The organism is Ruminococcus sp. XPD3002, from assembly GCA_900119535.1.
In the GTDB taxonomy this organism is placed as follows: domain Bacteria; phylum Bacillota; class Clostridia; order Oscillospirales; family Ruminococcaceae; genus Ruminococcus; species Ruminococcus flavefaciens_H.
The window spans coordinates 56885-78235 of sequence record FPJT01000001.1; the positions used below are offsets into that span (position 1 = coordinate 56885).

The window sequence follows — 21351 nt, forward strand, 5'->3', positions numbered from 1 at the left end:
CCTTTATGCTTTATTGTGTGGTTTATCAGTCGTGGAGCTTTCTGCGGTCGATAACGCGGACAGCCTTGCCCTCGCTTCTTGTTATGGACTTTGGTGTTACAAGGTGAACCTTCGGATTGATACCGAGCATAGCCTTCATAGCTTCTGCAAGGGATCTTTCCTGAGCCTGCATGTCCTTAACCTTGTCGGAGAGCTGATCGGGGTTCATTTCAACATTGATATCGATAGTATCTGTATTGTTTACACGGTCCACCTCGATAAGGTAGTTCGGAGAATAGCCCTGTTCGATGAGAACTGTCTCGATCTGGCTCGGGAAAACGTTAACTCCGCGGATTATCATCATATCGTCGCTTCTGCCCATAGGCTTTGCCATTTTCACGAGAGTACGTCCGCATGAGCACTTTTTGCGTGAAAGGACGCAGAGGTCACGGGTGCGGTAGCGGAGAAGCGGGAAAGCCTCTTTGGTGATGCTTGTGAATACAAGCTCGCCTACCTCGCCCTCGGGGAGAACTTCGCCTGTTTCGGGGTTGATTATCTCGGCGATGAAGTTATCCTCGTTGATATGCATACCGCTCTGCTCGCTGCACTCAAAGGCAACGCCGGGACCGCTTATCTCGGTAAGTCCGTAGATATCGTAAGCCTTGATGCCAAGTGAATTCTCGATAGAACGGCGCATTTCCTCGGTCCAGGGCTCTGCACCGAAGATACCTGCCTTAAGCTTTATATCGTCGGGAGTAAGTCCCATATCGTGGAGAGTCTCGCCGATGTAAGCGGCATATGAAGGAGTACAGCAGAGAATGGTAGCACCGAGGTCACGCATAAATGTGATCTGACGGTCTGTATTTCCGCTGCTCATAGGAAGGGTGAGACATCCTACCTTGTGTGAACCGCCGTTGAGACCTGCACCGCCTGTGAAAAGTCCGAAACCGTAAGCTATCTGTACAACGTCCTCGTTAGTACCGCCTGCTGCGGTGATAGCTCTTGCACAGCACTCATCCCATATGTCTATATCGTGCTGAGTATAGAATGCAACTACTCGTTTGCCTGTTGTTCCGCTTGTCGAGTGGATCCTTACGCAGTCTCCGAGAGGCTTTGCAAGGAGTCCGTAGGGGTAAGCTTCGCGGAGGTCAGCCTTGCTGATGAAGGGCAGCTTGTGCAGATCGTCAGTAGACTTGATGTCCTCGGGCTTGACACCCTTTTCGTCCATGAGGTCACGGTAATACTTCACGTTCTCGTAAACGTGTTTTACCTGAGCCACAAGACGTTCGTCCTGGAGCTTTTTCATGTCCTCACGGGGCATACATTCGATTTCCTGGTTCCAATACTTTTCCATTGGATCTTCATACTCCTTTACATTTTAGATATTTATGTAACTTCATTCTTGTACGTTGACTGAATATACGATGCTGTTGCTGACCTGAGTTATATCATTGCCGTCGGCATCAGCAAGGTAAATTGTGAATTCGCCAGCTTTACTTGCAGTATCCGATTGCATCATTCCCTTGAGCAGATTGAACTGCTCATTGTCACTGTATGTCAGGATATACACTCTTGTGCCTTCATATTCCATTATCCAGCAAAGGTTATCATAATTGCCTTCCGCTATCTTATCGGGATCGGTACAGACTATCCTTTTCCTTTCATCCTCGCCGATGGAAAGGGGATACTCTTTATTTCCTTCGTAATAGAAGGCGCATACATTGCTGCAGGGAAGGCGGAAGCCTTCAGCTTCTGCCTCGATATAGACCGAATAACTGCCTCCCTCGGAAATAAGTTCACTGCTGAGACTGAGCGGTTCGCCCTGTATGAAGTCCTGGCGGAGTTTCTCATTTCCTTCATAGCATAATACCCACTGGGGAGCTTTGAATTCGGGTGAATGCTTAACACTCATACATCCGGCATCGTTATCCAGGTCTACGCGGAAGAATCTCTCATCATCGGGGTTCTGAAGGATATAGTCCTCACGGCTGCCGAATACGGCTCTCTCGCCGTTCAGCTCCACATAAGAGCCTGCTGATATTATATTGATCTTCGGAGCTGCTCCGAAAAATGCACCGCTGAGAACAGATGCGCCGGTGGTTATTTTTCCCGTACAGTCAAGACCTTCGCAGCCTCCTGTGCCGTCAACTTTTCCGCAGTACATTCCTGCAAGACCAGAAGGTGCATTGATCTCGGCATCAGTAATAATAACATTTTTAGTTGAAAAGGATTCGGCACGTCCCACAAGTCCATAGCAGTCGCCTGAATAGTACTTTATGCTCATATTGCTTATGGTATGGCCATTACCGATGATCGAACCGTTGAAGCGTCTGTCCGTACCGTCCTTGTCGATGCGTCCCATAGGCTCCCAAACCCAGTTTGACAGGTCGATATCATTGTAAATGTTGATCGTAAGCTGAGTATCGGGAGAATAGGTGTAAATGTTATTGACGTAGTAAACTACGCCCGCAAGCTGTTCGGCAGTTGATACATTGAAGTCGGGAGCCGAATTTTTTGCCCATTCAATGTCGCCGTCCTCGTCAATATAGTAGACAGGTTCGCCCTCTTCCTCCTCGCTTCCGTAGGAAGTATCATCTCCCGAGGTATATAAAACGGAGATACTGCTGTCTTCCTTCTCATCATTAAAGAAGGCGCCGAATAAACCGCCGACTTCACAGGAGGTCAGTGTCGCAGTGCAGAGAACTGCACATACAACAGTCAAAGTTCTTTTCATCCTTTATACCTTTCTATGGCTTTCAGCCGTCTGTATTAATATCATAAGTGATCACATTGCTCAGTCTGAGAGCCTGTATATTGCTGTTATCGCCTTTGTTTTCCGCAAGCCAGACTTTATATTCGCCTGATTCAAGATTCAGGTCGCTGAGTGCCTTTGTAAGCGAAAAAGCGGGCATATCTTTATAGTCAACTATCTTCAGCAGATCGTCATTGAGATAGATCATCCACATAAGCTTGTCCGTATCGTAATGATCGGCAAGTGAAGGATCCTCGCAGACGACATTTCCAGCCTGATCGCGTGTTATCTCCAGCGGTATCTCGTTATCACTGCCCATATGTTTTGCAAACTGCGGTATATCGCTGTCAGCATCATATTCCGAGGGATCGTAGACAAGCCGGAACTTTATAGTATTGCTGCACGGAGCATAAGTCGAATTGAGGTAAGCCTCGATGTATATCTCATACTCTCCTAAGTCATCATCGATTATGCTGAACAGATCAAGAGTCAACTCGTCATCGCAGCCTCTGCCGAGTATGCGTTCCCCGTTCCTGATTATCACCCATGAAGGGTTAATATAGTCGGGAGTTGATGAACGTGTTATGGTAAGGTCATCATTAAGGGTAAGGGTATATTGTTCGTAGTCACTCTTTGCAACGTCATCCCTCAGCTTATCCTCTCCGGTAAAAAAGTTGTATGACTGAGTATCATAGAAAACATTGCATGTGCAGTTGACGAAATCGCCGTTGGGATTGTAACCCGACAGCGCTCCCACATGCTTTGAAGGAGCAACAGACCACATAGTACCGCTAACGGTCACGTTAGTGAAGTCCTTCGGACTTGCGTCTCCGCCGCCGCAGATAATACCTGTATCTCCTCTTGCAGCGACCTTGGCATCCTTGAAGGTAATATCCTTTACAGTGACGCTTCCGCCTGCGCCGATGAAGCCTGTATCCGAGCCCGAAGGCTTGGATATATTCATGTTGCTGATAGTATGACCGTTGCCGTTTATCATGCCGGTAAACGAATGATCGGCATTAGTGCTTTGTGTACCCATAGGCTCCCATATCCAGCCGCTGAGGTCGATATCGTTCTGAAGCTCGATAGTGAGGTATTGGTAATCGCCGTAAAGATAGTTCTGGGTGACATAGCGGTTGACATACGCAGCGACACCGGCAAGCTGTTCGGGAGTTGACACCTTGAAATCAGGAGCATTTGCCTTTGCCCAGTTCAGGTCGCCTCCTGCAATGGTCTTGTATTCCGTTATGACGGATGGATCCGGCTCGCTTTCCGTATCGGCATATTTCGGATTACCTAAAAGTGCGCCCAGTACGCCCTCATTGCCAAGCTCAAAATTTCTTTTCGCACCTAAGAACACAACTGCAAGCGCACCGGCAAGAAATACCGCAGCTGCTGCGGCTTTTTTGGGATCAGACAGCATTCCTTCCCAGCTCGAAAGCCTTCTTGTTCAGTTCAAGGAATTTAGGAGGAACGCACTGCTCTATAGCCTTCTGCCAAAGTTCCTCGGGGAAGTCTGTTCTTGCGGAAAGAACGCCCATAAGTACAACGTTTGAAGCCTTTGCGGAACCTGCTTCCTCTGCGAGTTTGAGTGCGTCTACAGCTACGAGGTCTGCACCTGCAGCCCTGAGCTTGTCCTCGAGGTTCTCGGGGTACTCAGCTGCACCGATGATAACGGGCATAGGATCTATCTGCTGAGTTGATGTTATGAGATGACCGCCCTTCTTCAGGAACGGAAGACATCTTGCAGCTTCGAGAAGCTCGAATGAGATAACAGCATCAGCCTCTCCCTTTTCGATCACGGGAGAGTACACCTTATCGCCGTATTTAACGTAAGTTACAACGGAACCTCCGCGCTGTGACATTCCGTGTACTTCGCTGACCTTTACATCATAGCCCTGTGCGAGCAGAACATTTCCGAGAAGTCTTGAAGCGAGCAGTGAACCCTGTCCGCCTACACCGACTATCATTATCGATTTAGTTTCCATTTATATTTACTCCTTATTACTTGCTTTATATATAATGTTGATATCTCCGTCAACAAATCCGATGCCTATGCCCTTTGCCGAACGCAGTACACCGCTTGATCTGCCTTTTTCCAGATACTCTGCACACAGTTCGGTGAAGGCTTCTTCAACGCGCTCATAGCCTACCTCTCCCTCGTCGGAGAAATTGAGGCTGAACAGGTCTTCTTCAGAGGACCATACTTCATAGCAAGCCCAGTCGCCTTCCTCGTCATCGGGATCGAACCTGTCCGAAGCGATGAGCTGTATGCAGTACATCTTTTCGCCTGTTTCCTCGGAGCGGTCCTCGTATAGATTGAAGTTGTATGCCATTGTATCCTCGGGCATCTTATTGTTTTCAAGCAGAGCATCGAGCCATGCGGCAAAATGCTCGTAAACTTCTGTATTTACCATGCTCAGTCACCTATAGCGTCCAGTCTGCACTGCTCCTGACAGATTCCGCAGCCGACACACTGTGTATGGTCGATAACAGCCTTGCCGTCTCTCATGGATATAGCGGGACATCCGAGCTTCATGCACATTCCGCATCCTACGCACTTATCGTGGTCAACCTTAAGCGGAGGATTGTGCTTAACGTACTTAAGAAGAGCACATGGACGGCGTGAGATGATAACAGAAGCCTCGTCAGCAGCAAGCTCCTCCTTGATAGCAGCCTCTGTCTCGGCAAGCTTATAAGGATCTGTAACACGTACACGCTTGATACCGATAGCCTTGCAGAGCTCCTCGAGGTTAACTGCCGCAGCAGGATCGCCCTTGAGGTTCTTACCTGTAGTCGGGTTCTGCTGATGACCTGTCATACCTGTAATGGAGTTATCGAGAATGATAACGGTTGAATTCGAGTTATTGTAAGCGATATTCACAAGACCTGTCATACCGCTGTGCATGAATGTAGAGTCGCCGATAACTGCAACGGAATTGTGCTCGGACTCTGTACCTCTTGCCTTGTTGAAGCCGTGGAGTCCCGAAATGGAAGCGCCCATGCAGATTGTAGTATCGATAGCGTTGAGAGGTGCAGCAGAGCCGAGAGTGTAGCATCCGATATCACCTGAAACTGTTACGCCGAGTTTCTTCAGGCAGTAGAACAGTCCGCGGTGTGGACATCCTGCACACATTACAGGAGGACGTACAGGGATGTTGTCATCGAGAGCAACGAACTCCTTCTTCTCGCCGAGGAGCTTCTCAGCGATAACTGACTGTGGTATCTCACCGATATAGCCGAATATGTTCTTGCCTTCAACGTTGTTAACGCCGATGTTGCGGCAGTGTTCCTCGATGATTCCGTCCAGTTCCTCGATAACCACGATGCGGTCATACTTAGCAGCGAAGTCCTTGATGAGTTTTACTGGAAGTGGATTTACCATACCGAGTTTGAGTACGGATACCTTATCTCCGAGAGCTTCCTTTGTGTACTGGTAGCATGCACCGTTTGTGATAACACCGAACTCAGCCTTGTCGGATATCTCAACCCTGTTGAGGGGAGTTGTCTCAGCGTACTCTATGAGCTTCTTGGTACGTTCTTCAACGAAAACGTGTCTGCCCTTTGCGAAAGCAGGTACCATTACGAATTTCTGTGGATTCTTCTCATAGGGCTTAAGGTCGAGTTCATTTCTGTCCTCAAGCTCAACGATGCTCTGTGAGTGAGCTACACGGGTTGACATTCTTACGATGAAAGGAGCGTCGAACTGCTCGGAAAGCTCGAATGCAAGCTTTACGAACTCCTTACATTCGCCTGAATCAGAAGGCTCCAGCATTGGAGTCTTTGAAGCGATAGCGTGGTGACGGCTGTCCTGTTCGTTCTGTGATGAGTGCATACCCTGGTCGTCTGCAACAGCAATGACCATACCTGCGTTTACACCTGTATATGAAGCTGTATAAAGCGGATCGGCAGCAACATTGAGTCCAACGTGCTTCATTCCGCAGAAACTTCTTGCGCCTGCGATAGATGCGCCAAGAGCAGTCTCCATAGCGACTTTCTCGTTCGGAGCCCACTCTGCGTAGACCTCATCGTACTTTGCTACCTCTTCGGTTATCTCTGTTGACGGAGTTCCGGGATAGCTGGATACAACACGGCATCCTGCTTCAAATAAGCCTCTTGCGAAGGCTTCGTTTCCCAACATGATCTTCTTCATTTTATGTATTTCCTTTCGTGTTTTATAAGTCTGCGGAAGCTTATCCGCAGTTGCTGTTGTTTGTTGTAAGCCATTCCGCCACACCGTCATTATCGTTGGTGCCGATAACATAGTCGGCGGCATCTTTTACCTCGTCCCTTGCGTTGCCTACGGCTACTTTAACATCAGCCTGTTCAAACATAGGCAGGTCGTTCAGGTTATCCCCGAATGCCACGACCTTACTGAAGCCGTAATGCTCACGTATGAAACGTATGCCGTTTGCCTTTGAGGCCTTGTGTGAGAATATCTCCAGATACCATGCGCCGTTGTAAACGTCAAGGTAAAAGGCAATGTCCACACCTGCGATATGCTCGATCTCCTGCTTTACGGGAAGGAGCTTTTCGTACTCTCCCGTAGTGGTGAAGTAGACGGCCTTTTCGTCGGCGTGGTCTGCAAGGCGGCACTGTACAAATGGTTTTTTGTACTCATACTTTCGTACCTCTGCGAAGCTTCTCATGACATTCGTGGTGAGCTCGGAGTAGTAACAGGTGAGTATGCCCTTGTCGATGCGGTACATGAAGCAGTGTACCCCATGTTTTTCAAATGCACGGAGCACCCCGGCAGATGCCGCAGGATCAATGAACTCGTTCTTTACGTACTGCTCGTTTTTAATGTCATAGATGCTTACGCCGTTCATGAGGATGCAGGGGACTCTTATATCCATTTCCGCAGTTTTCGGAACTGCCGAATAGATAGATCTTGCAGTGGCAAAGGTGAAATATCCTCCGCCCTTTATGAACGAATTGATCGTTTTTACTGTTTTTTCCGATACAGCGGCATCACTGTTCATAAGAGTGCCGTCCAGGTCGGAAATGAATAAAGTACGGTCTATGAAAGTTCACCTCCGTAAAATACAACCTCTTATCATTATAACATATCAGATATAAAAAGTGAAGAAGTTATTTTTAGCAATATCGATTTTTGTTTATTCTGCTCAAAAAAGTGAATAGCGGATGTATATACTGCATAACCGTTAACGGCTGCACAAGCGTTTCACAATTTGTATAGTGGGAACTTTTCCACATTTTCCGCAGGATTTTCCACAATCATGGGCTTCTTGGAGGTTGAAACAGGCTGATTTGTAAACTATCTGTAATATTTGTTGCAGATTATCCAGATATACTGTGGAAAATACTGTTGATTAGGTGGAAAATTACAAAATTGCTCCCGACTCTTGACATCCCGTACTTCCGATTGTATAATAAAGGTGTTGAAGAGTAAAAACACGTGCGTTACACTTCGGATGAGCGTCCGGAGAGTACAGTGTCGGCTGAACGGGGAGTTGTCAGCTGAACGAAAAGCCAGAGGCTTGCGGTTCGTGTTTTGCATCCCGCTTCATAGGACAATCAAATAGAAGCTGCGCCTTCTTTTCCTTGTCGTATGATGTGGAAAAGGAGGTTTTTTTATGACAGTAAATGAACAGAAAAAAACAATGGCAGGTTCCCTTAAATTATTCGGGAGCATAAGAGTTATGGTGGCAGCCGCTCTCTTTATAGCTATGAGTATCATACTCGGTAAATTCCTTGCTATAAACGTCGGCGGAAGCATCCGTATCAGCCTTGAGAATCTTCCTGTACTTATGGCAGGCATCTTCTTCGGACCTTTTGTAGGTGCTGCTGTAGGTATCGGTGCCGATGTTATCGGAAGCCTTATGAAGGGATATGCTATAAATCCGTTCATTACACTTGGTGCGGCTTCCATAGGTCTGGTATCCGGAATAGTATCAATGAAGTTCCTCAGGGATAAGAAACTGCTCAATACTGCTGCTGCAGTAATGTCTGCACATACTATAGGCTCTATGATCATCAAATCACTCGGACTCTATATCTACTACGGAACTCCGCTGAATGTGCTTCTGCTTCGTATACCACTGTATATCTGCATCGGCGCACTGGAGTTCTACATCATATATCTGCTGCTGAAGAACAAGGCTTTTTCAGCGCAGCTGGAAAGAATGTGTAATAAAAATGCCAGACTATAACGGCTCGGTGGATTACCTTAAAAAAGCCGCCCTCAGAGGAAGCAGGCTCGGTCTCGAGCGCATATCCGAACTTATGGAGCGCCTTGATAATCCGCAGAACAGAGTCAAAACCATACACGTTGCAGGTACTAACGGAAAAGGTTCTTTCGGTGCCATGCTGACCTCTATACTCACAGAGGCAGGCTATACGGTGGGAGGCTTCTCTTCTCCTGCCCTTACGGGAATAACCGACAGCTTCCGCATAAACTGCAGGGAAATAACAAAAAAGGACTTCGCAGAGGTCATGACCGAGATCATTCCTCACTGCGAAGCTATGGAAGATAAACCAACTGAATTCGAGGTCCTTACTGCTGCCGCATACCTGCTGTTTTTCCGCAAGGGATGCAATATATCGGTAGTAGAGTGCGGAATGGGCGGAGATACCGATTCCACGAACGTTCTCTGTTTTCCGCTGCTCTCTGTCATTACCAATGTGCAGAAGGATCATACTGCCTTCCTCGGCGAAACTATCGAGGAGATAGCCCGTCATAAGGCAGGCATAATAAAGTGCAGCCGTCCCGTTATCTACGGAGGTACCGATCTTACGGTCAGCGACCTAATCCTCAGAGAGGCAAAGAAAAAGTGCTCGGAGTTCTATTCGACCGATTACTTCCGTGTTTCGGATACTTCTTCGGACCTTTCGGGTACTGAGTTCAGCTTCGACGGAATGGGAGATTTCAGGATGCAGCTGCTTGGCAAGTATCAGGTGATGAATGCTGCTACTGTACTTACGGCAGTTGAAGTCCTGCGCGGTCAGAGGATAAATATCCCCGATGAGGCAGTCCGCCGCGGTCTTGAAAAGGCAAGGTGGCACGGACGCTTTGAAGTTGTACGCCGTGAGCCATATGTTATATATGACGGCGCTCATAACCCCGACGGTATACGTTCTGCGGCAGAGAGTATCGAACTGTATTTCCGCGGCTCTGATATAGTTCTCTTGATAGGTGTAATGGCGGATAAGGAGTACGGACTCTATACCGATATGCTGGGAAGCAGGATACGCAAGGCATTTACCGTTACCCCTGATAATCCCCGCGCACTTGCTTCGGATAAGCTTGCGGAGGTATTCAGAGCGGCTGATATCGATGCCGAACCTTTCGACGACCTTGCCAAGGGAGTCTGTTCCGCATACGAGTACGCAAAGGCAAACGGCCTTCCGCTTATTGCGCTGGGTTCCCTTTATATGTACGGCGACTTTATGGACGCACTGAACAACATAACAGAATAACAGCAACAGCCCCCGGGACTGCTCGTAAGAGCGCCTTCAGGGGCTGTTTTTTAGTATATATCAAGTGTTGACAGGATAGAATCGATATCGGAGGAATACTCGCTGAAATCACCGCTTTCGCCGAAGGTGCTTGTGACAGCAGCGTTTTCCAAGTCGGGGAAGAGTATAACTGACCATACTTCGCTTCCCTTTGGAGTGTAGATCACCGACTTCATTCCGCCTGTTGTATCGGTACGTGCATCCATGTCCGCACCGAGTCCGAGTATCATGCTGTGCCAGCTTATAGTGATGCTTCCCTCTGAACCGACAGGGGAAAGTGTTATGCCGAAATCCGTAACTTCATCGCCGTCTATCGGGGGAGGGTACTCCGTGTCGCTGTATTCCCAGCCGTCAGGTACAAGCATAGAGACTGTGCAAACTCCGAGAGTACGCTCGACACAAGTGTATTCCCTGTCTGCTTTTTCGATGACTTCCAGACTTTCTCCGCCGTATATCAATGAGGGGTACATCTCCAGTATCTCACCGCTGTAGGTTATATCTGCAAGGTCGCCCGGGTGTATGTCCGCAAGAGATAACTCATCGCCGAAGCTTACGGTATACTGCGTGTTATTGTCCTCAGTGCCTATGCGGACAGCGTTTCCACTCACGATGCGGACTATTCCCCGAATGTGTCCGATATCCGCATTATTGTTTTCGGTCAGGGACTCTGCGGAGGAAGTTCTGTACTCCTCCGCAAAATCTGTTACCATGCTGACCGATGAGCTTTCCCTGCTTCCGCAGGCTGTAAGCAGCATTGCCGATGCGGCAAGTGCTGTAAGCTTAGTCCTCGTAAAAATTCTCTGTGAATTCATTTTCAAATGTTATGCTGTCTGTCTCTTCCATGGTATTCATGTCGAGAGCTGTGAATTTGCACTGTGAGAGAACGTAGATATGATCGCCGATATAGAGTGCGCGGTCGGGAGTCAGATAATAGCTGTACTTGTTCTCGCCCTCTGCTTCGGATATGGAGCCTATCTCTGTGAACTTGCCGTTTTCAAATGACAGGAACACGTATTTGTAAGCTGTATCATGGTAATCAAAATGATCGGGTTCACCGTTAACGTCTTCAAGTGTTACGTAATTTGTATCAACATAGCCAAGCTTTCCGTTGTAATCTATCTGATAGAAGTCACCCCAGTTATCAAGGACAGTAACTTCAGCGCCCTTATCGATAGTTCCGATGATCTCAGCCTCTTTGTAAGCCCATTCACGTACATTCAGCGGATCGTTCTCGGTAGTTACCCTGCCCTTGAGTGGAGTAACTTTGTCGGAGTAAAGCGGGAAGCCTATGATGTTCTTTTCGGGAGCGATAAGGAGTGCCTTGCGCTCGTATGCACCTGCTGAGTAGAAACTATCTGCGATAGTATTTCTTTCAGGTGTCCACTTGTCTATCTCGCTGAGATTTTCGGGATCGCTGTTGTCGAACATTGAAGCCTTGATGCCTGTTGTTACTCCGTCATCGTCTGCGTCTATACCGAATCCGAGGAGAGTGTTCTCGTCCCATTTCTGCATATATGTGCTGAAACCGTTGATTTTCAGTTCGCTGGTTATAACAGGGTTTGCAGGATCGGAAAGGTCTATTGCATAGAGGGGATCGGTACGTCTGAATGTTACCACATATGCCATATCGCCGTTGAAGTTTACGGACTGTATGGATTCGTCGATGCCGAAATCGGTTATGCATCCTAATTCGTTAAGGTCCATATCGAAGACGTAGAGGTAGTTGTTCTGTACGTTCTCGCTGTCCTCGCCGTTAGTCATTGTGCTTTCAGCGGCGAACAGGAAGTTGAACTGTGAATCGGTTGAAGCTACACGGAATGTGTCATTGTATTCGCTCATAGAGAACTGATCGTTGACAAATCCCTTTATAGTGCAGCTTGCAGCAGGAGTTACAGAGCCTCCGCTGATGCTGAAACGGGTGATATCTGTTGATTCCCAGCCGTAAGCGGTGTAGAGGTTCTCCTCCGAGCAGTATACGATGCCCGAATAGCCTGCAAGCGCCTTTACGTCGGAAACAGTTACGGAATCGCTGCCGTTGAGGTCCAGAGCGCCTATAACGGTAAAGGAGGGGTAATAGTAATCAGAGAATCCTTCATCGGGAAGGAGGATATTTCCTGCATCTACGCACTTTGGCTCGTCCATTCCGCACCATGGTATCATGCTTTCGTTATACTCTTCCGTTTCGGGGATATACGTGCCGAAATTGGTTATCAGGTAGAGGTAGCCTTCGGGAGATATCCTTGTATCACTGCAATAGCCGTCCTGATAGTAAACGTCAACAAGCTGAGGATCGATACCTGTTGTCAGCACAGAAACTCTTGTCAGGTCGTTGTAATACATATTGGAATCATCTTCAGCATCCGGATTTTTGGCATAGCTTAAAGTGCTTATTACTATCAGTTTGTCATTGTAGAGGAACATTTTATTGCTCCATGCATACTGGTCATCGAAGAGCGGATTATCGGGGATAAGCGAGTTTATATCAACGCTGCTGCTGTTTATGAATTTGCCGTTTTCTGTCTCGGCTATCATAAGCTCGCTGTTATCGGTCAGACGGTAGATAAAGTGTCCGTCGGTCTGGTATACATCGGATTCGAGAACGTTTTCCTCCTGATTGAATACAGTGGAGTAGTCATCTCCGCCGCCGCCCATGCCGCCTGACTGTCCGGCTGCCATGTCTAAACCATTGGTTTGTGGCATATCGGCAGAAGACTCTGCGTTGTCACCGTATTCATATTTAGTAAGATTGTCTCGTCTGTTTGTTCTGGCTTCTGACATCATGTCGTATATCTGCTGATAGCTTTCGGCACTTTCCATGAATGCGCCTTTCGGAGAAACTACCGTGTTTGCAAAGGAATCTGTCTCGGGATCTGCGGCAGTACTCATCGCAGATGAACTTTCAATTGTATCAACGCCGTTGTGAGGGGTAAGAAGTCCTGCCTTGTTTACAGCGGCAGCTCCGCCTACGATGACTGCACATGCTGCAGCTGCGGCAGTTATCCTGCCTGCTGAATGTTTTATACCGCCGCGCTTTTCTTCGGCAGCCTTTTCGTCGAGCATGAGCTTTATGTTATCGGGCTCAAGCTCTTCGGGTATCTCAACGTTGTTCATGAGCTCTTTTACTTTCTCATCGTTGTTTTTCATAAGCTCTTCTCCTTTCATCGGTCACAATTATCAAGGTCTCTCAGACATATAACATTGCCTATACCTCCGTTAGCCTTGTAGTAGTATACTGCTGAACTCTCGGTATATCTTATTGTATCCTTTATTATAAGACCTTCTTCCTCACACTTTCTGAGGACTTCACCGACCGCTTCTTTTCTTTCCTCTATGGACATGGTCTTGTATTCATCGCTGTCGAGTATTGCATTTACAGCTGTATGGATTGTTTCAAGCTGTGAGAATTCTTTCTCTGTTATCGGCTCGTAAGCCTTTACCGTAACGACCTCGGAGCGTGTACCGTCGGGCATCAGCGCACAGAAATTGAATTCCTTCTGCTCGGATACATCGGGATCTGTACCGTAATCAAGGTCTATCTTGCAAGTGCCTTTGAACTGACCGTCACCTGCGATGCCGTCGTTGCCGTCGAAAAGAACGGAAACTGTTTCGCCTGTGTCTGCGTTGATGAGCTGTATCTCGTTGAGTTTTCCTTTTGTTTCAGCCATGAAGGTTATAACTCCGTTGCTCTCGTTTGTCATTACTTCGGTGGGCTCTGCGTAAAGCGAGACCTCATAGTGTTCAAGCTCTGCACCCTCGGGGTACTCTACATATGGTATCTCATTGGGCGATTTGTTTTCTGATTCTCTTTCTGATACAGCCATTACGTTTCCTTCTTTCACGCCTTCTTCTGCAAGGAGAGCTGATGTTGTAGGAGCTTCTGTTTCAGCCTCGGTCTGAACTGACGATGCTGTTTCTGCTGAAGGTGCTGAAGTCATGGGATCGAGACGTCCGCATGATGAAAACATTACTGTTGCTGTAAGCATTATAGGGTAAACTCTCTTTTTCATATATATCATCTCCGTTATTGAAGTTCAAGTCTCAGTTTTTCTTTGATTCGCACCAGCCGTGATCTTACAGTTGATGCCTTTACAGAGCATATAGATGCGATCTCTTCACTTGTGTAGCCCTGTATCACTGCAAGTGAAAGTATAAGTCTTGAAGTGCTGTCGAGCTTGTCCATTGCCTCATGTAATTCTGCTGATTCGCAGTCGAAAGAAACTGCGGGACTGTTATCCTCGGAAAGTTCCTCGATATTTGAAAAATACTCCTTTTGTTTCTGTTTTATCTTGGCTGAGAGTATTTTCATTATCCAGCCGCGGAACGCATTTTCGTCCCTTAGATTTCCTATGCTTCTGAATGCGTCGAGAACTGTATCACTTACTGCATCAGCTGCATCGTGTGAGCTTCTCAGGCTATACAGAGCTATGTGGTACATATCTTTATAGACAAGAGAATATAATCTTGCAAAAGCAGCAGTGTCACCTTTACGGGCGAGTCGGACGTCTGCCGAGAAGCTGTTGTTGTCAGTCATGTCTGATCCCTCCTTTGATTTTTGAATCGATTCATACATAAGGTGTTATCTGAGACCTGAATTGCTGCACGGAATAATAAAAATCAGCCACATGCACAAATAACGTTATGTTTTTTTGTGCATATGGCTGTAGTAGTTAATGGGAAATATTATTTCTCGTTTGCTTTTCCGAGGAATGCTGCACCGATGATTCCTGCATCATTTCCGAGCTTAGCGATAACTATTTCGGTGTTCTTTGCGGAATTACGGGTATATACCTCCTGCTTTACGAGCTCCTTCATCGGGAGAAGGAGAGGATCGCCCTCGTTGCATACGCCTCCGCCGATGCAGAGGATATCAGGCTGGAATATATTTATAGTATTTGTGATACCTGCTGCGAGGTACTTTATGTACTTGTCAACTACAGCCTTTGCGTACTTGTCACCTGCGCGCATACAGTCGAATGATGTACGTGCTGTGACTTTGCCCTTTTCCTCAGCCTCTTTGTTCATAAGGCTGTCGGGATGTTCCTCCATAGCCTCCTTTGACATACGGATGAGACCTGTAGCAGATGAATAAGCCTCGAAGCAGCCCTTGCGTCCGCATGAGCACTGTGCGCCGTCAACCTGAACAACAGTATGGCCTATCTCTGCACCTGCGAAGTTTGAACCTGAATAGATCTTGCCGTCGATGATGATTCCGCCGCCGACGCCTGTTCCGAGTGTGATGCATACTGCATTCTTAGCGCCCTTTGCAGCACCTGCCACGTATTCGCCGTAAGCAGCTGCATTTGCGTCATTCTCGATGTAAACGGGCTTGTTGATAGTTTCCTGTATGTACTTTACCATAGGAGTGTTCTTGAAGCCGAGGTTGTTTGAATACTCAATGATACCTGTTTCGCTGTTTGCGATACCCGGAGTTCCAACGCCTATCCACTCGATATCGTCGATAGTGAGCTTAGCGTTCTTTACAGCTTCAAGAGCCATTTTTGCCATATCGTCAGCGATCTCCTTTTCGGGACGCGGACAGTTGGTCTTTGTGCTTGCCTTAGCGATGATGTTGTATTCCTCGTCAACTACACCTGCAACGATGTTGGTGCCGCCGAGGTCGATGCCTACATAATATTTCATTGAATGATCCTCCTTATATTAAACAGCAGTTATTATCATGCTGCATTTGCCTGTGATAGTGAATGGTTCGGTGCCTGCGGGTACGAACAGACTGGAACCCTTTGTAAGCTGAGTCATAGTGCCGCCGCATGTAAGGATGCAGCTTCCGTCTATGACCAGTATATGCTGGAAAGTGCGGTATTCCTCGTTGAACCAGAGCTCGCCGTCCTCTTCCTTCATGTCAAAGCTGAAAACGCGGAAGAACTCGCAGTCCGCAAGATTCTGTATAACGAGTTCGTCTCCCTGACCGAAGGGTTCGGGGAGAATATGCTTCTCGGCAGGTGTTAGACTTGTTACCTCCAGAGCCTTTTCAATGTGGAGGGGACGGGGTTTGCCGTCCGTACCGAGCCTGCCGTAGTCATATACACGGTAGGTAACGTTTGAGCTCTGCTGTATCTCGGCAATGAGTATGCCCTTGCCGATAGCGTGGAGAGTGCCGGGTTTGATGAAGAAAACGTCGCCCTTCTTTACGGGTACCTTATTGACCTTGTCCATAAGAGTATTTTCCTCGATAGCTTTGCGGAATTCCTCTATCGTTATATTCTCTTTGAAGCCGTATACCAGTTCAGCGCCTTCTTCGGCGTCGATGATGTACCACATTTCGGTCTTGCCGTTGTCGCCCTCGTACTTATGAGCGTACTCGTCATCGGGATGCACCTGAACAGAAAGGTCGTTCTTGGCGTCGATTAGCTTTACCAGTACTGGGAAGCTGTCTCCGCTTCTGAATGTGGTGCTTACTGCTTCGGGGTGGAGCGATACGAATTCGCTGAGCTTCATGCCGCTGAATTCACCGCTTGCGATAATGCATTCTCCGTCGGGATGGCAGCTGAGCTCCCAGCTTTCCGCAAGGCGTTCAAGGTCGCTTTCCTTGCCGAAGAGTTCACGCAGTTTGGTTCCGCCCCATATATAGTCCTTTATTGGAGCATTAAGTAAAAATGGTGTCATATATCCTCCGTTATCAGATAAATTCTTTTTCAAACTCTTCCTCGCTTCCGCAGTACACATTGAGATCTATGTACTGCTCGTCACCCGAATAGCCTTTCAACAATCCGTGGTCGCTATACTGCCAGAACTTCCACTCTATCAGGTCGGGCTCGAACTTTACGCTTCTTATCCACAGGGGATAGTCGGAGTAGTTCTTTCTGACGTATCTCAGATATACGGGAAGAGTTGTATAAATTATCGGCTTTTTGCCGTAATGTTCTTCAAGACGCTGAAGAAGGGGAGAGAGTATCTCCTCCGCCTCGGCAGGTGAGGGTTTGTTTATTGCCTTGTCGCCGTAGTATTCTATATCTACCACAGGGGGCATATCTATCTCGTCTTTACCTACAGATGCAATGAAGTTATCAGCCTGAGTCTCTCCGGGACTGTCGAAACTGAAGAAATGGTAGCATGAGAGTTTTATATCAGTTTCAGCACCGTTTGTAAGGTTATCCCTGACCGATTCATCGATATGTCCGCTTCCCTCGGTAGCCTTGATAAAGGCGAATCTAACGCCCTGATCTTCAAGTTCTTTCCAGTTTATGTCGCCCTGATAATGTGAAACGTCAACGCCGAATACGGGATACTGTGAAGTATTCACTACAGCGTCCGACAACAGGCAGGAGCTTCCTGCACAGAAAAGCGTCATCATCGTACCGATGGCTGCCGCCGCAGCTCGTCTGAATCTACTCATTATAAATTAACTCCATTTACAAACTCTCAAAAAATGTTACTACTATATAATACATTATAAATCGGGATTAGTCAACAGTTTTTTTGAGATCAGTTCTGGTGGCGGACTACTCCGTATTCGTCGTCGAGTCTGTAATAGGGACAGGCGTAGTTGGTTCCCTGAAGGAAACGTGCCATTTCGTCCTCGTCGAGGTTCACCATACAGACATAGCAGTCGTAATCATCATCATACACGTAATTTGTACATGTTTCGCAGTTTGTAGCACTTTTTCCGTACATATTATCCTCCGTTATGTAACCCCGCAGGGGGCACTCAGATCACTGTATTTCCGCAGAAGCCTTCATCGGAGACAAGAGGCACATAAGCTTCACCGTCACGGATGAGCGAGGAAAGGACTGTTATTATGTCGCATTTTTCCGTCAGCTTCTGTTTTTCTGCCTGTTTTACCGAACCTTCAAGCTGTTCGGCTGAGCATTTCCGCAGGTCGGGACTTCCGCAGGCTGTGAGACAATCGGGCGATACTTTTAACTCGTTGAACATATGCACGAGGGTTTCGCGGTCATCGCAGTTATCGAGAACTATAAGCTCGGTATAGCCTGTGAAAATCTCATTGCCCAGTAAGAGCTCCGCATTGCCGAAAGCATCGTCTATATCGTATCCGCAGGCGGATATGCTTTCTTCATTGCCGAAGAACTCCATAGTCAGGCAGACTTTTTTACTGCCGTTTACGGTCAGGGCTCTCAGGTAGCTTTTATCGTTTACCTTTCCCGAGCTTTCGCAGCCTGTAAGCGTAAAGGCAGTCAACATTACTATTATACCACGTTTTATCTTCATATTTCAATCCTTTTTTTCTGAATGGGGCAGGGCATTTATATCATTACAGGTCGAGATGAGAACTGACGATATAAAATTAATTAAGAAACGAATAAGCGGGGTGCAGGGTTACTCCCTGTTGTACAGGGAGATGTCAGCGAAGCTGACAGAGGGTACGGGCGACCGTTGGGAGCAGCTCGCTTCCTGCCGGAGTCCAGAGGCAGAGCCTTTGGTGGGGTGTGGGGCAAAGCCCCGCGAACCGAAGGCGCTCTGCAATGGGTGAATCTCAAAACAGTCCGGTGGACTGTTTTGGGAGAGGGAACGCTCTGCAAGAGAGAGCGTTCCCTTTTAACAGCTAAAGAACAATTATCCTGCGGACTGTGTTCGGTTCAAATTAAATGCCCTTATCTTTGTGTACGGCAGGAACTTTTGCGGAAAATGTGTGCTGTGGGGATAACAAGAAGTATCAGCAGTGATGCGGCGGCTGTAAACATCACAGGGATGCGGTAAGCTGTAACTGCGGCGGCAGTCATCAGGACGGAGACAGTCAGGTGTCGGTACTTTTTAAAAACAGGGAAGATACTGCACAGCAGTTCCCCTCCGAGTACAGTGTGGAGGGAAAGTGCAAATACCGCAAAGCATGAGAATACTATCAGGAACAGGGCATCTGTACGCTGTGAAGAGAAAGGCTGAATCAGCCGTGCGGCGGTCAGTACGGGGAAATCCGATATATCCATTATCCCTCCTGCCGCAAGGAGCGAAGCGGCAATTACTGCAAGTGAGAGGACGAGTCTTCCCGTAAAGTAAGCTGCCGTATTCCGCAGAGGTCTACCCCTGACGCATGATATCATCAGCGTGAAACAGCCTGTTTCTCCGCTTAGTGCAAGTCCACGGGCGGTCTCACCGAGAAAGGTGCCGTTGCTGTGTGAAAGCGTTATACTGTTGAGTGGATGTCCGAGAAGAGCTATTATAAGCATAACTGCGATGCATACTGCACCTGCGGCGGCAGTTATTACAGCTGAACGTGCAAGAGCCTTGTATCCGAGAAAGGCGATATATATGCATACTGCGGCGATTAGTGCAGCTATGAGGAGCTTTCCCGTGATACCACGGCTTTCGTATGGGATGTATACTGCCGATGAGGTTTCCCATAATGTACCGAACAGCAGTCCGCCCCTTACTATTATATATATAAGGAGAACTGCTTTTACAGGTGCGCCGAAGCTGTCGGTACCGATGCCCCTGCCGCACAGCCTTACAAGGGGCAGTGCAAAAACCAGCTGTATAAGTGTACCCAGAAGGAAAGCGGCGGCAGTTTTAAGGGAGATACTGCCGCGTATGCAGATAAGCGAGAAAGCATCGTTTATCAGGAGCAGAGAGAGGAATTGTCCCCTTGAAAGTCTATTCATGGTAATCCTCCACTGTGAATCCACGGGACTGCATCCGCCTTATGCCTGCACGGAAAGCTGTATCCTCCATTCCCGAGGACGAAAAGGGCGACAGCGGCGCTGTGAAAGGGAATCTGTAGGTCTCTGTGGCGCAAATGTTTGCGAGTACGGCGCAGGCTGCGAGACTTATACCGAAGAGTCCGAGAAAAGCTCCCGAGACGAGAAATGCAAGGCGGAGTACGGTTATCTGCGGAGACAGGTCGGGGACCACAAGTCCGCTCAGTACCGAAAGTGCGGCAACGGTCAGCAGGGGAGTGCTTACAAGTCCCGATTTTACGGCGGCGTCACCTATTATGAGTCCGCTTATTATCCCCACTGCACCGCCTGCGGGCTTCGGCATCCTTATGCCTGCCTCACGTATCATCTCGTACATTATCAGCACGAAAAAGGCTTCTGTGACTACGGAGAGAGGTGCTTCCTTTTCCGCATCTGCAAGGAGCGTGAGAAGGGTACTGTTCAGCAGTTCGGGGTGATACATGATTATGGCAAGATATACGGCAGGAAGGAGTACCGCAGTAAGGAATGAAGCGTATTTCAGCCAGCGGATGAAAACGGCGTAGTAAGGCTTGTAAGCGTAGTCGTCAACAGTCTGGAAGCTCTCGCAGAAAAGTCGGGGAACTGTTATTGCGTAAGGGACTCCGTCCACAAGTAGTCCTGCACGTCCCTCAATGAGCCGTGAGCATAGTACGTCGGGACGCTCTGTAGTGCCTGTGGAGCTGAAAAGCTCGCCCCTGTCCCTTTGCAGGAAGGGACGGATGTAGCCTGTGGTCAGTACCGCTTCGGTATCGAGTTCATCAAGGGAACGGCGGATGTCCCTCATAAGCTGTGGGGGGACTCTGTCCTTCATGTAGCAAAGACAGATGTCCGTACTGCTCTTACTGCCCTTTGTGATAAGCTCCATTACCAGTTCGGGGGACTTCATCCGCCTTCTGAGCATGGACATGTTCACACGTACTGTCTCCGTGAAACCCTCATGGCTTCCCATGATATTGCTTTCGCCTGAAGGCTCCTGTATTCCCCGTGAGGGGTAGCCCTGTATGCCGAAACCCAGTGCCGTTTCCGAACCCTCTGCGATTAGTACGGCGAATCCCGAGTATACAAGGCGGAACAGTGTGTCATAGTCTCTTGCTTCGGGACGGTCCGTTGAGAGGAGCAGATAGCTGTTTATATGGTGGAAAAGCTCCGACGGGGAGGACTTCCGTTCAATGTCCGTTATGGGAGAAAGTACCATTTCCGCAAGCGTCTGTGAGGATATCATCCCTTCACAGCATATCAGCGCACAGGGGATGCCTCCTGCGGTGAATTCGTTTATCAGTATGTCCGATGAACCGCCTGAGATGCGGCGTATCGTGTTTATGTTTTCTTTCAGATCGGTTAAAAGACTCTTTTCCATTTACTCACCTCGCTAATATTATGTGCAGAATTGAGTTTTTCATTCAGAAAGCAGTTATCAGAACCAAGAGCTCAGAGCGCAGAAAGTAGTAGGGAACGCCGCACTTTACACGTGCCCTTCCCCTCTGTCAGCT

At 48.0% G+C, this 21351-nt stretch carries 20 protein-coding genes and 1 riboswitch; of the genes, 2 read left to right on the forward strand and 18 right to left on the reverse strand.

Annotation, left to right across the window (positions count from 1 at the left end):
- Positions 1-25 precede the first annotated feature (25 nt).
- Genes BT127_RS00205 through BT127_RS00235 form a run of 7 tightly spaced genes read right to left on the reverse strand, consistent with a single transcriptional unit; the run spans position 26 to position 7755 of the window.
- Complete coding sequence (locus tag BT127_RS00205; protein ID WP_075423012.1) at positions 26-1333, reverse strand: phenylacetate--CoA ligase family protein; 1308 nt, start codon at positions 1331-1333, stop codon at positions 26-28.
- 42 nt (positions 1334-1375) lie between these two features.
- The gene (locus BT127_RS00210; RefSeq protein ID WP_139275334.1) at positions 1376-2713 is read right to left on the reverse strand and encodes a hypothetical protein; all 1338 of its coding nucleotides are present in this window, start codon (positions 2711-2713) and stop codon (positions 1376-1378) included.
- Positions 2714-2735: 22 nt separating this feature from the next.
- Positions 2736-4154, reverse strand: coding sequence for a hypothetical protein (locus tag BT127_RS00215; RefSeq protein WP_075423014.1), 1419 nt, complete (start codon positions 4152-4154; stop codon positions 2736-2738).
- A complete protein-coding gene (locus tag BT127_RS00220) occupies positions 4144-4719 on the reverse strand; it encodes an indolepyruvate oxidoreductase subunit beta (RefSeq protein WP_075423015.1) in 576 nt (191 codons plus the stop codon). Before BT127_RS00220 ends, BT127_RS00215 begins: the two co-directional genes overlap by 11 nt.
- 6 nt (positions 4720-4725) lie before the next feature.
- The gene (locus tag BT127_RS00225; RefSeq protein ID WP_075423016.1) at positions 4726-5148 is read right to left on the reverse strand and encodes a hypothetical protein; all 423 of its coding nucleotides are present in this window, start codon (positions 5146-5148) and stop codon (positions 4726-4728) included.
- A gap of 2 nt (positions 5149-5150) precedes the next feature.
- Positions 5151-6884, reverse strand: coding sequence for an indolepyruvate ferredoxin oxidoreductase subunit alpha (iorA, locus tag BT127_RS00230; RefSeq protein ID WP_075423017.1), 1734 nt, complete (start codon positions 6882-6884; stop codon positions 5151-5153).
- Between the two features lie 40 nt (positions 6885-6924).
- Entirely contained in the window at positions 6925-7755 is an 831-nt protein-coding gene (locus BT127_RS00235) for an HAD family hydrolase (protein ID WP_318257094.1), read from the reverse strand.
- A 379-nt stretch (positions 7756-8134) separates the two neighbouring features.
- Positions 8135-8261, forward strand: a riboswitch (THF riboswitch).
- Between the two features lie 67 nt (positions 8262-8328).
- On the opposite strand from BT127_RS00235, the gene BT127_RS00240 reads away from it, so the two are divergent.
- Complete coding sequence (locus BT127_RS00240; protein WP_075423019.1) at positions 8329-8904, forward strand: folate family ECF transporter S component; 576 nt, start codon at positions 8329-8331, stop codon at positions 8902-8904.
- On the forward strand, positions 8891-10171 hold the full coding sequence (locus BT127_RS00245; RefSeq protein ID WP_075423020.1) for a bifunctional folylpolyglutamate synthase/dihydrofolate synthase: 1281 nt from the start codon (positions 8891-8893) through the stop codon (positions 10169-10171). The genes BT127_RS00240 and BT127_RS00245 overlap by 14 nt, the downstream gene beginning before the upstream one ends.
- Positions 10172-10221: 50 nt before the next feature.
- Here the strand turns inward: BT127_RS00245 and BT127_RS00250 are convergent, their stop codons facing one another.
- From BT127_RS00250 to BT127_RS00300, 11 genes are all read right to left on the reverse strand, one after another.
- Entirely contained in the window at positions 10222-11022 is an 801-nt protein-coding gene (locus BT127_RS00250; RefSeq protein WP_075423021.1) for a hypothetical protein, read from the reverse strand.
- Positions 10991-13354 carry a beta-propeller domain-containing protein gene (locus tag BT127_RS00255; RefSeq protein WP_075423022.1) on the reverse strand — a complete coding sequence of 788 codons (2364 nt, stop codon included), beginning with the start codon at positions 13352-13354 and terminating at the stop codon, positions 10991-10993. Before BT127_RS00255 ends, BT127_RS00250 begins: the two co-directional genes overlap by 32 nt.
- A gap of 14 nt (positions 13355-13368) precedes the next feature.
- Entirely contained in the window at positions 13369-14217 is an 849-nt protein-coding gene (locus BT127_RS00260; protein ID WP_075423023.1) for a hypothetical protein, read from the reverse strand.
- A 14-nt stretch (positions 14218-14231) separates the two neighbouring features.
- Positions 14232-14741: an RNA polymerase sigma factor gene (locus BT127_RS00265; protein WP_075423024.1), complete on the reverse strand. Its 510-nt coding sequence runs from the start codon at positions 14739-14741 to the stop codon at positions 14232-14234.
- Positions 14742-14890: 149 nt separating this feature from the next.
- Complete coding sequence (locus tag BT127_RS00270; protein WP_075423025.1) at positions 14891-15850, reverse strand: ROK family protein; 960 nt, start codon at positions 15848-15850, stop codon at positions 14891-14893.
- A gap of 18 nt (positions 15851-15868) precedes the next feature.
- On the reverse strand, positions 15869-16834 hold the full coding sequence (locus tag BT127_RS00275) for a type I phosphomannose isomerase catalytic subunit (protein WP_075423026.1): 966 nt from the start codon (positions 16832-16834) through the stop codon (positions 15869-15871).
- 13 nt (positions 16835-16847) lie between these two features.
- Positions 16848-17564: a GH25 family lysozyme gene (locus BT127_RS00280; protein WP_082334830.1), complete on the reverse strand. Its 717-nt coding sequence runs from the start codon at positions 17562-17564 to the stop codon at positions 16848-16850.
- Between the two features lie 89 nt (positions 17565-17653).
- Entirely contained in the window at positions 17654-17842 is a 189-nt protein-coding gene (locus BT127_RS00285; RefSeq protein ID WP_075423027.1) for a DUF6472 family protein, read from the reverse strand.
- A 34-nt stretch (positions 17843-17876) separates the two neighbouring features.
- A complete protein-coding gene (locus tag BT127_RS00290; protein WP_075423028.1) occupies positions 17877-18398 on the reverse strand; it encodes a hypothetical protein in 522 nt (173 codons plus the stop codon).
- A gap of 383 nt (positions 18399-18781) precedes the next feature.
- Positions 18782-19786, reverse strand: a complete 1005-nt coding sequence (locus BT127_RS00295; RefSeq protein WP_075423029.1) for a hypothetical protein — start codon at positions 19784-19786, stop codon at positions 18782-18784.
- Positions 19779-21218, reverse strand: a complete 1440-nt coding sequence (locus tag BT127_RS00300; RefSeq protein WP_075423030.1) for a spore germination protein — start codon at positions 21216-21218, stop codon at positions 19779-19781. Before BT127_RS00300 ends, BT127_RS00295 begins: the two co-directional genes overlap by 8 nt.
- Positions 21219-21351 lie beyond the last annotated feature (133 nt).

Coding starts and splice junctions, on each gene's coding strand:
- BT127_RS00205 (WP_075423012.1), bottom strand. CDS start 1,333: ATGGAAAAGTATTGGAACCAGGAAATCGAATGTATGCCCCGTGAGGAC.
- BT127_RS00210 (WP_139275334.1), bottom strand. CDS start 2,713: ATGAAAAGAACTTTGACTGTTGTATGTGCAGTTCTCTGCACTGCGACA.
- BT127_RS00215 (WP_075423014.1), bottom strand. CDS start 4,154: ATGCTGTCTGATCCCAAAAAAGCCGCAGCAGCTGCGGTATTTCTTGCC.
- BT127_RS00220 (WP_075423015.1), bottom strand. CDS start 4,719: ATGGAAACTAAATCGATAATGATAGTCGGTGTAGGCGGACAGGGTTCA.
- BT127_RS00225 (WP_075423016.1), bottom strand. CDS start 5,148: ATGGTAAATACAGAAGTTTACGAGCATTTTGCCGCATGGCTCGATGCT.
- iorA (WP_075423017.1), bottom strand. CDS start 6,884: ATGAAGAAGATCATGTTGGGAAACGAAGCCTTCGCAAGAGGCTTATTT.
- BT127_RS00240 (WP_075423019.1), top strand. CDS start 8,329: ATGACAGTAAATGAACAGAAAAAAACAATGGCAGGTTCCCTTAAATTA.
- BT127_RS00245 (WP_075423020.1), top strand. CDS start 8,891: ATGCCAGACTATAACGGCTCGGTGGATTACCTTAAAAAAGCCGCCCTC.
- BT127_RS00250 (WP_075423021.1), bottom strand. CDS start 11,022: ATGAATTCACAGAGAATTTTTACGAGGACTAAGCTTACAGCACTTGCC.
- BT127_RS00255 (WP_075423022.1), bottom strand. CDS start 13,354: ATGAAAAACAACGATGAGAAAGTAAAAGAGCTCATGAACAACGTTGAG.
- BT127_RS00260 (WP_075423023.1), bottom strand. CDS start 14,217: ATGAAAAAGAGAGTTTACCCTATAATGCTTACAGCAACAGTAATGTTT.
- BT127_RS00265 (WP_075423024.1), bottom strand. CDS start 14,741: ATGACTGACAACAACAGCTTCTCGGCAGACGTCCGACTCGCCCGTAAA.
- BT127_RS00270 (WP_075423025.1), bottom strand. CDS start 15,850: ATGAAATATTATGTAGGCATCGACCTCGGCGGCACCAACATCGTTGCA.
- BT127_RS00275 (WP_075423026.1), bottom strand. CDS start 16,834: ATGACACCATTTTTACTTAATGCTCCAATAAAGGACTATATATGGGGC.
- BT127_RS00280 (WP_082334830.1), bottom strand. CDS start 17,564: ATGAGTAGATTCAGACGAGCTGCGGCGGCAGCCATCGGTACGATGATG.
- BT127_RS00285 (WP_075423027.1), bottom strand. CDS start 17,842: ATGTACGGAAAAAGTGCTACAAACTGCGAAACATGTACAAATTACGTG.
- BT127_RS00290 (WP_075423028.1), bottom strand. CDS start 18,398: ATGAAGATAAAACGTGGTATAATAGTAATGTTGACTGCCTTTACGCTT.
- BT127_RS00295 (WP_075423029.1), bottom strand. CDS start 19,786: ATGAATAGACTTTCAAGGGGACAATTCCTCTCTCTGCTCCTGATAAAC.
- BT127_RS00300 (WP_075423030.1), bottom strand. CDS start 21,218: ATGGAAAAGAGTCTTTTAACCGATCTGAAAGAAAACATAAACACGATA.